This window comes from Amycolatopsis sp. VC5-11, from assembly GCF_037034185.1.
GTDB lineage: Bacteria > Actinomycetota > Actinomycetes > Mycobacteriales > Pseudonocardiaceae > Amycolatopsis > Amycolatopsis nivea.
In genome coordinates this window covers 790,829-804,495 of record NZ_JBAGKF010000001.1, presented here as the reverse complement: position 1 = coordinate 804,495, position 13,667 = coordinate 790,829, and the positions used below count along the sequence as shown (strand labels likewise).

Annotated in this window: 10 protein-coding genes; 3 read left to right on the top strand and 7 right to left on the bottom strand. The window is 69.5% G+C overall.

From position 1 onward, the window contains the following. Positions 1-93: 93 nt before the first annotated feature. From WA670_RS03995 to WA670_RS03980, 4 genes are all read right to left on the bottom strand, one after another. Entirely contained in the window at positions 94-2,322 is a 2,229-nt protein-coding gene (locus WA670_RS03995) for an ADP-ribosylglycohydrolase family protein (protein ID WP_134734014.1), read from the bottom strand. After that, positions 2,323-3,693 carry a TNT domain-containing protein gene (locus tag WA670_RS03990; RefSeq protein WP_167754417.1) on the bottom strand — a complete coding sequence of 457 codons (1,371 nt, stop codon included), beginning with the start codon at positions 3,691-3,693 and terminating at the stop codon, positions 2,323-2,325. A 20-nt stretch (positions 3,694-3,713) separates the two neighbouring features. After that, the gene (locus tag WA670_RS03985) at positions 3,714-4,016 is read right to left on the bottom strand and encodes a hypothetical protein (RefSeq protein WP_037809111.1); all 303 of its coding nucleotides are present in this window, start codon (positions 4,014-4,016) and stop codon (positions 3,714-3,716) included. A gap of 80 nt (positions 4,017-4,096) precedes the next feature. After that, positions 4,097-5,395 (bottom strand): MFS transporter, encoded by a 1,299-nt coding sequence (locus WA670_RS03980; protein WP_336156948.1) that lies wholly within the window; start codon positions 5,393-5,395, stop codon positions 4,097-4,099. 1,396 nt (positions 5,396-6,791) lie between these two features. Between WA670_RS03980 and WA670_RS03975 the strand changes: the two genes are divergently transcribed. After that, entirely contained in the window at positions 6,792-7,373 is a 582-nt protein-coding gene (locus WA670_RS03975) for a YqgE/AlgH family protein (protein WP_037809108.1), read from the top strand. Here the strand turns inward: WA670_RS03975 and WA670_RS03970 are convergent. Continuing rightward, on the bottom strand, positions 7,370-7,789 hold the full coding sequence (locus WA670_RS03970; protein ID WP_134734012.1) for an SdpI family protein: 420 nt from the start codon (positions 7,787-7,789) through the stop codon (positions 7,370-7,372). The two genes, WA670_RS03975 and WA670_RS03970, sit on opposite strands and share 4 nt — an antisense overlap. A gap of 65 nt (positions 7,790-7,854) precedes the next feature. Here WA670_RS03970 and WA670_RS03965 point away from each other — a divergent pair, with 65 nt between their 5' ends. Both WA670_RS03965 and leuS read left to right on the top strand, forming a co-directional pair. After that, positions 7,855-9,024 (top strand): esterase-like activity of phytase family protein, encoded by a 1,170-nt coding sequence (locus WA670_RS03965; protein ID WP_336156947.1) that lies wholly within the window; start codon positions 7,855-7,857, stop codon positions 9,022-9,024. Between the two features lie 159 nt (positions 9,025-9,183). Continuing rightward, positions 9,184-12,072 (top strand): leucine--tRNA ligase, encoded by a 2,889-nt coding sequence (leuS, locus tag WA670_RS03960; RefSeq protein WP_336156946.1) that lies wholly within the window; start codon positions 9,184-9,186, stop codon positions 12,070-12,072. A 41-nt stretch (positions 12,073-12,113) separates the two neighbouring features. On the opposite strand, the gene WA670_RS03955 is transcribed toward leuS, so the two are convergent. Next, a complete protein-coding gene (locus WA670_RS03955; protein WP_336156945.1) occupies positions 12,114-13,343 on the bottom strand; it encodes an NAD(P)/FAD-dependent oxidoreductase in 1,230 nt (409 codons plus the stop codon). Continuing rightward, complete coding sequence (locus WA670_RS03950) at positions 13,337-13,660, bottom strand: 2Fe-2S iron-sulfur cluster-binding protein (protein WP_336156944.1); 324 nt, start codon at positions 13,658-13,660, stop codon at positions 13,337-13,339. The genes WA670_RS03955 and WA670_RS03950 overlap by 7 nt, the downstream gene beginning before the upstream one ends. Between the last annotated feature and the right edge of the window lie 7 nt (positions 13,661-13,667).

Here is a 13,667-nt window from a genome sequence, read left to right as displayed (position 1 = left end):
CCGCAACGAACCTATCTGACCGTGTCACGACCCGACCATCGGTCACCGGAGACGGGAGAATATGCGCCCACAAATACCTGCTCGGGTGACCGATCAGTGCCGTGGGTAGCGCTGCACCCAGGCGTCGCCGAGTGCGTTCCGCGCCGAATGGCGGTCGAAATGCCACAGCGCGTCGGTCGCCACCTGTTCGATCAGGTGATGCAGCTCAAGCTGCTCGACCCACTTCCGGGGCAGGCCGGGAACGCCCACCCGAGCGCCGAGCAGCGCACCGGTCAACGCGCCGGTGAGCGCGCTGCGGCCGGAGTGGTTCACCGCGCGCAGCATGGCCTGTTCCGGGTAGTTCTCGAAGCCGGACAACGCGGCGAACGAGCGGCCGAGGACGGACAGCGTGCTGTGTCCGTCGCCGATCAGCTCCGGCATCCGCAGGTCCGGCAGGCCGTGCTCGCCGAAGAACGGCACCGCCTCGGCCACCAGGTCGCGCACCGGCCCCCACTCCGGGCCGTCGTGTTCCTCGAGGACCTCGCGGGACAGATTCCACACCGGATAGCTGAACGAATCCTTCGTGAGCGCCTTCTCGAACACCCACGCCAGGTAAGTCGCGGCGGCCACGTCGTCCGGCTGGTGCGTCACTCCGGCGAGATCGCGCACGACCTGGCCGATGCCGCCGCTGAACCCGGTGCCCGGACCCGCCGCGGTCAGCACCGCGGGCAGCGCGCCGAGCAGCGCGGCCGGACCCGACATCGGCGCGGCTTGCGGATCGCCGGTGACCAGCGCGTGGTACGCGTTGAGCTCGGCGTCGTCGATCGCGCGGCGGGCGTGCAGTTCGGGCACCTTGACGAGGAAACCGTCGGCGTTCTGGATCGCCGCGCCCTGCGTGTGCAGCCAGCGGCCCAGCGCGCCGCGGACCACGCCGGGGAACAGCTTTTCGACGTCGCGCGATTCCGGCTGTTCGCGGTGCGGGCTGCGGATCACGGCCTCGGTCAGGAACAGCAGCCGTTGCGTCATCGAGCCGATCCGGCCCGGCTGGTCGAACGCGAGTGGCAGGTCGCGGACGCCGTCCGGACCGTAGGTCGAGACGATCTCGTCCAGCCGCATCCGGTCGACGGCCGAGCCGAGCGCCTCGCCGAGCGCGAAGCCGACCCACGCGCCGACGACCCGCTGCCAGCCGTAACGGAAGTTCTCCAGGCTGATCTCGGGGTATTTGCCGAAGGTGTCGAGCTTCGGGACGATCCGGCCGTCGTTGTCCCAGGACGGCACGAGGCCGTTGGCGCGCAGGTCGTTCGGCCGCGAGCGGCTCGGCTCCGGCTGTTCGAACCGGCGCAGCCACGACCGGCCGAGGACGGTCTTGCGGCATTCGTCGGCGGTCAGCTCGAACCCGTGCCGCCGCGCGCGTTCCGCGGCTGCCTTCGGGATGTCGACCGGCTTCTCCAGCCCGATCCGGGCGGCGGTTTCGACGGCGAATTTCTCCAGGTCTTCTTCGATCTCCGGGCAGCGGCCGTTCTCGTCCACCCGCGGTTCCTGGCGGGGAAACCGCTTCGCGATCGCGGTCAGCTCGGCGCCGGCGACGTCCTCGAAGGTCGCCGGACCGCCGTTGATCACCAGGTTCGGCGGGTGTTCGAACTCGGCCAATGTCGCCAAGTCGACTCGCCACCAGGCGTGTTCGCGGGCGGGCAGATGCCGGGTCGAGCTGAAGACGCGGAGCTCGTTGCGTTCCTCGGAGAAGTAGAACCGGTCGGTCGCGCCGGTTTTGAGGTCGAACGGCACGAAGACTTCGCAGCGCAGCAGGCCGATCAGCAGCTGCTCGCGCGACAGCCAGCCGACGCTCGCGAAGGCGAGGAGCGTTTCCAGCGGGTTTTCCGGCTTCGGGTAGCCGCGGCGGATCGGACCGGCCTTGTACTCGGGGTTTTCGCGTTCGTCACCGGTCTGGTGGCCGTCGTTGTCGACCTTCACCCAGCCGGCGACCGCGGGCAGCGGCACGCCGAGTTCGCCCAGCCCGGCCTTCGCGTACTCCGGGTCGACGACCTCGCGCCAGCTCTCCTGTCCCGGATAAGCGACCGGGGTGCTGAGCCCGCCCGGATGCGGATGCGCCTGGCGCAGCTCGCCGTCCGGCTCGCGCACGAGCACCGACGGGGCGGGGAACAGTTCTTTGTCCGGACGGCCGTCGTCGAGGAACGCGACAGTGTTGTAGGGGATCGACCAGCCTTCGGGGACCCGCAGCACGCGGTCGTGGTCGACCCGGAGGCCGCCCGGCCCGGAGACCTCGGGGCCGTGCACGGCGCGCAACCACTTCCCGACCTTCTCCACCGCTTCCGCCGCTTCCACCTACTCGATCCTCTCCAGGCTTCCGTCGGACTCGTGCTCCGCGATCGGCTTGGGCAAGACGTACGCCACCGCGCCGCCGGGAAGGTTCGCCCAGGGCACCGTCACCCCGGTGATCACGTGGAGTGATCTTCGGAGGCGAAAAGTGCTGGTCATGCGCTCCCGTTCGAGTGGCAGGGACGTCGTCGCGAACCGTACCGCCTGGTGGTGGACCAGGTTGCCGGGTTCTTCGCCGAATCGCAGAACGACGGTACCTTCCGCCAACCGAGTGAGTCTCTTGTTCCGCAGCAGCGTGAGGGGAGGGTCACCCGGCACGGGCTGGACCGGCCAGTCGGCGACCTCCCGCGCCGTTTCCAGCGGGGTTTCGCGGCCGCTGGTCGCGCGGGCGGGATGCAGCAGCAGCGCGCCGAGCAGGTGGTGCGCGGCGTCTTCGAGGCGGGCGAAAACCTGCTCCCGACCGTCCGGCGCGACGACCGCCCATCCGGCTTTGACCTGGTAGAGGCTCCATTTCCCGGCTTCCCGCCCGCCGAGGCAGCGGACGTCGGCCCACACGCCGAACGAGTCGAGCCGGTGTTCGAGGTGGGTCAGGAGTTCGGCGTCGGACAGGACCGGGTCCGGGTTGGTTTCCCGCTCCGCGGCGACGTCGCCCGCGGTCCGCTGGAGGTCGTCCGGCGTCGGTCGCGGACGGGGTTTCCCGGCCAGGTCGGCTTCCGCCGTGCGGCGCACCAGATGGTCGACGTATGGCGGGTGAAAGCCCCGGTCGCGGATGTGCTGGAGCAGTTCGGGCTCGGGCGCTGTGCCGTGTTCTCTCAAGCGCTCGGCCACTTCGACCGGCCAAATCCAGGTGCCGTCAGTGCGGTGTCGTTCGCCGACCTCGGCCTCGCGTTCGAGGTACCGCAGCACGAGCGGCAGCTCTTCCTCCGACAACGGTTCGCCGGTCCCGGCGGTGGCGTGCCGGAACACGACGCCGAGCGGGAGCCCGACGTGCAGCCGCCACCAGTCGGGAAGGTGCTCGTCGTCGCGGGGAAAGGTGGTGAGTTCGGCGAGGTAGGCGGACGAATCGGGCGGCGTCGTCCACGGGGGCTCGTCGTCGGTGAAGTAGTCGAAGTCGAACGCGCCGTCCGGGGTGAGCACGTAGCGCGCCTGAACCCAGGTGCCGCGGCCCGCTTGGTACATCTCGGCACGCAAGTCGGTGAGACGCTGGACCATCTCGGTGGTGGCGACGGTGTTGCGGGCCTGCACCTCGTAATGGTCGCCGAGCTGGGCGAATCCGATGCCGGCCAGCGCGTCCGGATCGGCCCGGTGCGCCTTGATCAGCCGACCGATCTCGACGAGCACCTGCTGACCGGTACCCGTTGGTTCCACGTGAATCATTGCGTCCGGAGCGGACGACATCAGGACCCGCGACGGCGGTTCTGCGGAACGGTTCCGCGCGGACGGACACGACGCGGGGTCGGCCGCGGGGCGGGCATTGAGGAGCTGTGCTGCGGTTCGGGTGCGTCGGCCAGGTGCTGCACGAGAGCCTGGACGGTGGACGCGAGCTGCGCGGGGGTCGTCCGCTCGAAGGCGTCCGGGGCGAACTCAAGCCTGCCGAGCGTGCCGGCCGGCCCGGCGGTCGCGCGGACAAGCCCGTCGGGCGAGGTCAGGACAGCCGGCGCGGCGTCGAGACGGGCACGGTCGTCGCCGATGGTGCTCACGGTGGCCCCCCGTGTCGGTTGCGCGTGCCGAGATTAACTCGACCGGGTCACAAGTCACCCTAATGCCCAACGGTGAGTTACTACCCCCGTTTGGGTTCAACGGTTTGCGGCAGCGAATCGCCGCGCCGCCGACGGGCCAGCAGGTATCCGCCGCCGCCGAGCAGATAGAGCACGGTCGCGACCACCATGAGCTCAGGCGAGTACCCGTTGTCCTTGACGAAGAGCGCCGCGAGCGAAACCGCCACCACCTGGGTGATGTTGAACAGCGTGTCGTACAGCGCGAAGACCCGCCCGCGAGCCTCGTCCGCGACATCCAGCTGCACCGACGAGTCGACGGACAGCTTCACGACCTGGCCGGTCCCCATGATCAGGAACGACGCGATCAACGCCAACGGCAGCAACATCGGCAACCCGAACGCCGCCTGCGCGACTGCCGAAACGAGCAGCGATCCGAGCACCGCCCATGTCCGCCCGAGCGACCGAATCAGCCGCGCCGTCACCAGCCCCGCGACGAGAATTCCTGCTCCCGCACAAGCGACCATCTGGCCGAGCCCGGGCAGTCCCGAGCGAAAGATCCCGTCGTCAGCGAAGTAATTGCGCATCAACAACACGCTGAGCAGCAACGAAATCCCATACGCCGCCCGATGCGCGAACAGCGCGACAAACCCAGCCGTAACCCGAGGCGCCCGCCACGCATGTCGAGCCCCATCAGCCAGCCCGCGCGCAACCGCGACCACCGGATTAGTCGGCTCGTCAACCACCGTCGGGCCAAGCACGCCCTTCGCGAACCGATGCGCGAGCACGGCGGACACCAACGCCCCGACCGCAGCAAACGCAGTGGTCTCCGCCGACCCGACATCCCCGGCCCCGAACACCGCCCGCAACCCGATCGCACACCCGCCACCGACGACCGCGATCGCCGACCCGAGCGTCGCCGCCACCGCATTAGCCGAAACCACCGCCGACGGCTCCACTACATGCGGCAACGCAGCAGACAACCCAGACCCGATAAACCGGCTGATCCCCTCGGCAAGCAACGCAAGCGAAAACAACCCGACCCCGCCGACCCCGGCCCCCACCGCAACAACGGACGCCAAGATCGCCACGGCCCGCACCAGATTGGCGAACACCAGCACCCGCCGCCGGTCCCACCGATCGAGCAACGCCCCCGCAAACGGCCCCACCAGCGAATACGGCAGCAGCAGAGCAGCGAACCCCTCCGCGATGGCCAACGGATCAGCCGCCCGCTCCGGATTGAACAGGACGGCCCCAGCCAGCCCAGCCCGAAAGACCCCATCCCCCCACTGAGCCGCGAACCGCGTAAACAACAACCGCCGAAACAACGGATCCCGAACGACCCACTCCCCCACCCGCACCACACAACCCTACTGACCACCCCCGACAACCCCAGCACCCCAAAAGGCGACAAATCGACAGCCCAAGTACGCCGGGCTGGCTAGGGGCAGATCGCGCCGCGTCGCCCCTGGCGAACGAACGAGCCCAGCCGACAGCGCCCCGAAGCAACAACGCCCAACCCAACCTCACTCGGCCCAAGCCGCTGAACGGCGAGCTAACGCCACCCCGACCGCAACAAAGCCCACCCACGCCAGCCCGAGCCAGATCGCCAGGCGGCGAGCTGGCCCAGCGAGCCCGCAGCGGCGCGAGGCAACAAAAGCCCACCCGCACCTGCCCGAATCAGATCGCCGGGCGGCAAGCTGGCCTGCCCAGCCAACAGCAGCCCCGAGCAACAAGCCACCCACGTCCGCCCGAGCCAGAGTGCCGGGCGGCAAGTTGACCCGGCAAGCCCGCAGCGGCGCGAGGCAACAAAGCCCACCCGCACCTGCCCGAATCAGACGGCCGGACGGCGAGTTGGCTTGTTCAGCCAGGCGCGGCCCCGAGCAACAAGCCACCCACGTCCGCCCGAGCCAGAGTGCCGGGCGGCAAGTTGACCCGGCAAGCCCGCAGCGGCCCGAGGCAACAGAGGCCCACCCGCACCTGCCCGAATCAGATCACCGGGCAGCGAGTTGGCCCGGCGAGCCAACAACGCCCCGAAACAACAACGACCCACATTGGCTGGGGCCAGGTCACGAGGCGGCGAGTTGGCCTGCCCAGCCACCAACGGCGCTGAAGCACGGAACCCACCCACATTGGGCCAAGTCGTTGGGCGGCGAGTTGGCCTGCCCGGCCAGCAACGACCCCGAAGCACGGAGACCCACCCACCCACGTTGGTGGGCGTCAGGTCACGAGGCGGCGAGTTGACCTGCCCAGCCTGCAGCGGCCCCGAGACAACAAAGCTCACCCACATCCATCCAAGCCGAGGCGGAGCCACGGACCGAGCCACGGACCGAGCCGCCGAGAAGGCCGCCGCCGCACCCGCGTCAGCTCGCCGACCACCGAACGGTCCTAGCCAACAACGCCCCGGAAGCAACAAACCCCACCAGCACCGGTTGCCAAAACAAAGGGGGCTCCGCCCCCGCCCACCCCGAAAACCGCAGCCAAAGGCACCGCGGGGGTCCGGGGGGCTCGGCCCCCCGGGTACACGGCGCCGGTGGAAGGGGAAGGTGCGCAGCACCGAACAGGACTTGAGAACACCGGCGCACTCGTTTCGCCTCTCGGCGGCTTGGCGCAGTGTGGCTCCGGCCGGACCGGTATTCCACAAAGGCGGTTCTTCAGTGAGCCCGGGGGACACGAGTGCGCCGGCTCATTGTTCTCAACGGGGCGGGTGGTGCTGGTGTTCCCGTGCCGGGAGGATTTCCCTCGGCGGGTGATGGGATCATGGGTGGCGTGCCAGCGGACGCCGAGGTTGAACCGGGAACGCTCCTGGTCGCCGCACCCACGATGTTCGACCCGAACTTCAAGCGGACCGTGGTGTTCGTGATCGATCATCGGGCGGAGGGCACGCTCGGGGTGGTCTTGAACCGGCCGTCCGATGTTCCGGTGAATGACGTCCTGCCGGGGTGGGGCGCGCATGTCGCGGAGCCGCAGTCGGTGTTCGTCGGCGGGCCGGTCGACAAGAAGACCGCGCTTTGTCTCGCCGCGTTGCGGACTGGGGAGACCGCTTCCAGCGTTCCGGGCGTGGTTGCCGTGCGGGGGCCGGTCGCGCTGGTCGATCTGGACAGCGATCCCGAGGTGCTCGTGCCGAAGGTGCGGGGCGTGCGCGTGTTCGCGGGCTATGCCGGGTGGGATTCAGGGCAGCTCGCGGGCGAGATCGAGCGCGAGGACTGGGTGATCGTCCCCGCGTTGCCGAGCGACATTCTCGCGCCGCCCAGCCGTGACCTGTGGGGTCAGGTGCTGCGCCGCCAGGGGGTGCCGCTCGCGTTGCTGGCCACCCATCCTGGCGATTTGCAGCGGAACTAGGCCTCGCTGGACTTCTGCAGGACTCCGCAGCCGCCGGCGCCGCACGCGCAGCCGCTGCAGCCGGACGGGACCGGCGACGGGGCGGGCACGGTCAGGGCGGCTCGCGCGCCCATCCGGGCTCCGGCGACGACCATCACCAGCAGGCCGAGCAGTCCGACGATCGCGGCGGCGACCAGGCCCGCGGTGGCGGGGATCGCGAGACCGGCGAGTCCGCAGACGACCGCGGCCGCGCCTCCGGCCAGGGTCGGGATGCCGGCCACCCGGTTGGCGAGCTTGAACGCCTCTTCGCTGCGCATCGAGGCTTCGGTCCGGACTCCGGCCCCGCTCGCCCTGCTCAGCCGTCCGCGCACGCCGAGGAAGCCACCCCAGCCGACGACGACACCAAGGACGATCGGAACGAGCGCGATAGCGAACACCCTCTGAGGATAAGCGTGACCTCGCGGCCATGTCCCGGATACCCTCGTCGGCTGTGCTACGGGCCATGTCTTCGTCCACGCGACACCGGCTGCTGGCTGCCGCCGGGATCGTCACCCTGTCCCTGCTCGTCTCCGGAACCGGGACCGCCGCTGCTGCCGCGCAGCGGCCCGTCCGGCTGCTCGGCGAGCAGCGTGTGCCGCACAACCTGCAGTTCCAGGGCACCACGGTCGGCGGATTGTCGTCCGTCGACTTCGATCCGCGCACCGGCGGTTACGCCTTCATCAGCGATGACCGGTCCGCGATCAACCCGGCCCGTTTCTACACCGCGAAGTTCGACGTCGGCGCCAACGGTGTGGGTCCGGTCACCTTCACCGGCACGCATCCGCTGCTGCGCCCGGACGGCACGCCGTATCCGCCGCTCGCGAAGAACGACCCGGCCGCTCCCCAGAACGAGCAGACGATCGACCCCGAAGAACTGCGCGTCGACCCGTGGACCGGGCACTACGTCTGGTCGCAGGAAGGCGATCGGCTCGCCGACCAGCACCTGATCCAGCCCTCGATCCGCGAGGCCACCCGTGACGGGCACTACGTCCGTGACCTGCCGTTGCCCGCCAACGAGCGGATGACGCCGGATGCCGGTCCGCGCCGCAATTACGTTCTCGAAGGGCTCGCCTACACCGGGTTCGGCACGCTGCTGGCCAGCGAGGTCGAGGCCCCGCTGCTGCAGGACGGGCCGCCGCCCACGCCGACGTCGGGTGCGTTGTCGCGGATCACCCTGCAGAGCCGCTTCGGGCCCGTGCTCGCGCAGTACGCGTACCCGCAGGAGAAGCTTTTCGCCGAGCCCAAGCCCGCCACCGGGTTCGCCGACACCGGGGTTTCCTCGATGCTCGCGGTGAACCAGGCCGACCCGACGAAGTTCCTGATGATGGAGCGGTCCTTCGTCACCGGCGTCGGCAACAAGGTGCGCATCTTCGAGATCGACACCACCGGCGCGACGAACGTCCTCCACACCCCGTCCCTGACCGCCGCGAAGCACGTCAAGCCGGTGAAGAAGAAGCTGCTCGCCGACCTCTCCGACCTGCCGCTCTCCACGGTGGACAACATCGAGGGGATGACCTGGGGCCCGGCGCTGCCGTCCGGGGAACGCACCCTCGTGCTCGTGAGCGACAACAACTTCTCCGCGTCGCAAGTCACCCAGGTCGTCGCTTTGGCGGTCCCGTCGGAACGGCTTTGACCAGCGCGTTACGATGAGTGCATGAACACGGCTCGGCTGCTCCTTGGCCTGCCGCGCTGACCTGGTCCGATGACCGGCTCGGCGCGGCGACCCCTCATGCCTTCTGGCTTGGGGGGTCGAGTTGTTTCTGGGAGTGGCTCGACACGGAGGAAGACGGCGATGACAGGGTCTGACGAGGCCACCGGGGCCGCGGCGAAGAGTGCCGCGGACGCTGAGCACGCCCCGCCGTTCCGCTACACCGCGGAGCTGGCCGGGCAGATCGAGCAGCGCTGGCAGGACCACTGGTCCGACCACGGCACCTACCACGCGCCGAACCCGGTCGGCCCGCTCGCGGAAGCGGGCGAGCCGGTGCCCTCGGACAAGCTGTTCGTGCAGGACATGTTCCCGTACCCGTCCGGTTCCGGCCTGCACGTCGGGCACCCGCTGGGCTACATCGGCACCGACGTCTACGCGCGGTATCACCGGATGATCGGCCGGAACGTGCTGCACACGCTGGGCTACGACGCGTTCGGCCTGCCCGCCGAGCAGTACGCGGTGCAGACCGGCACGCATCCGCGCACCACGACCGAGCAGAACATCGCCACGATGCGCCGCCAGCTGAAGCGGCTGGGGCTGGGCCACGACGAGCGCCGCTCGATCGAGACGATCGACCCGGACTACTACAAGTGGACCCAGTGGATCTTCCTGCAGATCTTCAACTCCTACTACGACGAGGACGCCCGCAAGGCGCGTCCGATCGAGGAGCTGGAGAAGGCGTACGCGGCGGGTGAGCGCACGACGCCGGACGGCCGTCCGTGGACCGAGCTGAGCACCGTCGAGCAGCGCAAGATCATCGACGACCACCGGCTGGTCTACATCTCCGAGGCTCCGGTGAACTGGGCCCCCGGCCTGGGCACCGTCGTCGCGAACGAGGAGGTGACCGCGGACGGCCGCAGCGACCGCGGCAACTTCCCGGTGTTCCGCAAGAGCCTGCGCCAGTGGATGATGCGGATCACCGCGTACGCCGACCGCCTGGTCGACGACCTGGAGCTGCTGGACTGGCCGGAGAAGGTCAAGTCCATGCAGCGCAACTGGGTCGGCCGGTCGCAGGGCGCGCGGGTCTCGTTCGCCGCGGGCGGCGAGAAGATCGAGGTCTTCACCACCCGTCCGGACACGCTGTTCGGCGCCACCTACATGGTGATCGCGCCGGAGCACCCGCTGGTCGAGAAGCTGACCGCGGCGCAGTGGCCGGGCGAGCACCCGGAAAGCTGGACCGGCGGCGCGAAGACGCCCGCCGAGGCCGTCGCCGCATACCGGGCCGCCGCCTCCCGCAAGTCCGATCTGGACCGGCAGGAGAACAAGGAGAAGACCGGCGTCTTCACCGGCACCTACGCGGTGAACCCGGTCAACGACAAGGAAATCCCGGTCTTCGTCGGCGACTACGTGCTGATGGGCTACGGCACCGGCGCGATCATGGCGGTGCCGGCACAGGACCAGCGCGACTACGACTTCGCGAAGAAGTTCGAGCTGGAGATCGTCCGCACGGTCGATCCCGGCGAGGGCTTCGAGGGCGAGGCGTTCACCGGCGACGGGCCGGCGATCAACTCCGCCAACGAAACCGTCGACCTGAACGGCATGGGCGTCGCCGACGCCAAGAAGACGATCATCGCCTGGCTGGAGGACCGCGGCGCGGGCGAGGGCACCGTGCAGTACAAGCTGCGCGACTGGCTGTTCGCCCGCCAGCGTTACTGGGGCGAGCCGTTCCCGATCGTCTACGACGAGAACAACCTGCCGATCGCGCTGCCCGAGGATCAGCTGCCGGTCGTGCTGCCGGAGGTCGACGACTACTCGCCGAGGACCTTCGACCCGGACGACGCCGACTCCGAGCCGTCGCCGCCGCTGTCGCGTGCGAAGGACTGGGTCGAGGTCACGCTGGATCTGGGCGACGGGCCGAAGAAGTACCGCCGCGACACGAACGTCATGCCGCAGTGGGCCGGTTCCTGCTGGTACCAGCTGCGTTACGTCGACCCGGCGAGCCAGGACGTGTTCTGCGCGCCGGAGAACGAGGCGTACTGGCTGGGCCCGCGCCCGGCCGAGCACGGCGTGGACGACCCGGGCGGCGTCGATCTGTACGTCGGCGGCGTCGAGCACGCGGTGCTGCACCTGCTGTACTCCCGCTTCTGGCACAAGGTGCTGTACGACCTGGGCCACGTGTCCTCGAAGGAGCCGTACCGCCGCCTGTTCAACCAGGGCTACATCGAGGCGTTCGCCTACACCGACAAGCGCGGTGTGTACGTGCCTGCTGAGGACGTCGTCGAGCGCGACGGCAAGTTCTTCTTCGGCGACGAAGAGGTCAAGCAGGAATACGGCAAGATGGGCAAGAGCCTGAAGAACGCCGTGACGCCGGACGAAATGTCGGACACCTACGGCGCGGACACCTTCCGGCTGTACGAGATGTCGATGGGCCCGCTGGACATGTCACGGCCGTGGGCGACCAAGGACGTCGTCGGCGCGCACCGGTTCCTGCAGCGGCTGTGGCGGCTGGTGGTCGACGAGCAGACCGGCGAGCTGCGGGTTTCCGCGGACGAAGCGACCGAGGCGGACCGGAAACTGTTGCACCGCACCATCGCCGGGGTTCGCGAGGACTACGCGGAGATGCGGTTCAACACCGCGGGCGCGAAGCTGATCGAGCTGAACAACCACCTGACCAAGGCGTACGGCTCGGCCGCGGCGACCCCGCGCGACCTGGCCGAACCGCTGGTGCTGCTGCTGGCTCCGCTGGCCCCGCACGTGGCCGAGGAGCTGTGGCACCGGATGGGCCACGCCGATTCGCTGGTGCACGGGCCGTTCCCGGTCGTGGACGAGAAGTACCTGGTCGAGGACTCGGTCGAGTACCCGATCCAGGTCAACGGCAAGGTCCGCTCGCGGATCACCGTGGCCGCGGACGCGAAGAACGACGCGGTGCAGGCGACCGCGCTGGCGGACGAGAAGATCGCCGCGCTGGTCGGCGACAAGACGCCGCGCAAGGTGATCGTGGTGCCGGGCCGGCTGGTCAACATCGTGCTGTGAACCGCTGACGCCCGGCTCGGGACCTCGTCCCGGGCCGGGCGTCAGCGGAACTTCAGGAAATCGGCGAGCGCGAATCCCGGCCCGACCGCCCGCTGCGAGAGCGAGACGTCGGTGCGCTCGAGGAGTTTGCGGGCCGCGACGTGGTCTGTCGGCCGGTTGACGGATTCGACCGCGACGAGCTGGCCGTGTCGGAAGCAGTAGGTCGAAAACGCACCTTCTCCGGGCGCGGTGACCGCCTCGTCGTAGCCGGTGAGGTCTCCGGCGATCTGCAGCTTGAGCTGGTGCTGGTCACTCCAGAACCACGGCGACGCCGTGTAGGCGGCCGGGGCTCCGCCTATCGTGCGCGCCACCGTTCGAGCTTGGTCCGTGGCGTTCTGCACCGACTCCCGGCGACGTGTGCGCGAGCCGTTCCGCTCCGCGATCCGGGCGCAGTCCCCGATGGCGAAGACGCTGGGGTCGGAGGTACGCAGGTATCGGTCGGTGACGATGCCGTCGTCCACGGCGAGCCCGGCGGACTCGGCGAGTGCTGTCTCCGGAACGGCGCCGACGCCGACCACGACGAGGTCCGCGGTGATGTCCGTGCCGTCGGCGAGCCGGACCCCGATGGCATGGCCGTCGTGACCGCCGATGATTCGCTGTACTCCGGTACCGGTGCGGACGGTGTTTCCCCAGCCGTGGTGCGCTTTCTCCAGTTGCGCCGCCGTGTGCGCGGAGACCGACCGCGACAGAATCCGCTGCGCTGCTTCGACAATCGTCACCGGAGTGCCGCCGGCCGCCGCGACCGCGGCGAATTCCAGACCGATGAAGCCGCCGCCGATGACGACCGGGCGGCGCGCGGTCTCCAGCCGTGCCCGTAAAGCGTCGGCGTCCGGCAGGGTCCGCAGCACGAGGACGCCGCCCAGATCATGGCCAGGCACCGGCAGCGGGCGGGGCCGAGCGCCGGTCGCGAGAACGAGCGTGTCGTAGCCGACCGTTTCGCCCGAACGCAGCCGGACGGTCCGGGCCGACCGGTCGATCGCCACTGCGGGCTGGCCGGTCCGCAGCGTGATCTCCCGCCGCTCGTAGTAGGCGGCCGGGCGGAACGCGACGCGGGCGCGGTCGGCCTTGCCCAGCAGATAGGCCTTGGACAGCGGGGGACGCTGATACGGCAGTCCACAGTGGACGTCAAGCAGGGTGACCGGACCGTCGACGCCGGTGTCGCGCAACGCGGTCGCGGCGGCGAATCCGGCGTGTCCGGCACCGATGACGACCGTCCCGCCGCGGGTCAGCACTGGGTCTCCGGAAGGTAGACGGTGAGTCCGTCGAGGGCTGGGTCCGCGACGAGCTGACACGCCAGCCTGCTCGTCGCGCGGCGTGGTTCCGCGGTGCCGTCGAGCATCTCGTTCTCGAGTTCGGAAACCGCGGGCATCCGGTCTAAGTCGTTGGCACAGACGAAAACGTGACACGTGGCGCAGGTGGCGTTTCCGCCGCACTCGGCGAGGATCTCGTCGATGCCGTTGTCCACGGCCGCTTCCATCACCGACACTCCCTCGCCGACCTCGACCGGGCGACGATCCCCGTCGGGACGCACGAAAATCACAGTAGGCACGGCATGC

Bases quoted from the DNA above. Each gene is read 5' to 3' on its own strand.
- WA670_RS03990 (WP_167754417.1), bottom strand. From the start codon at position 3,693: ATGATTCACGTGGAACCAACGGGTACCGGTCAGCAGGTGCTCGTCGAG.
- WA670_RS03965 (WP_336156947.1), top strand. From the start codon at position 7,855: ATGTCTTCGTCCACGCGACACCGGCTGCTGGCTGCCGCCGGGATCGTC.
- leuS (WP_336156946.1), top strand. From the start codon at position 9,184: ATGACAGGGTCTGACGAGGCCACCGGGGCCGCGGCGAAGAGTGCCGCG.
- WA670_RS03975 (WP_037809108.1), top strand. From the start codon at position 6,792: ATGGGTGGCGTGCCAGCGGACGCCGAGGTTGAACCGGGAACGCTCCTG.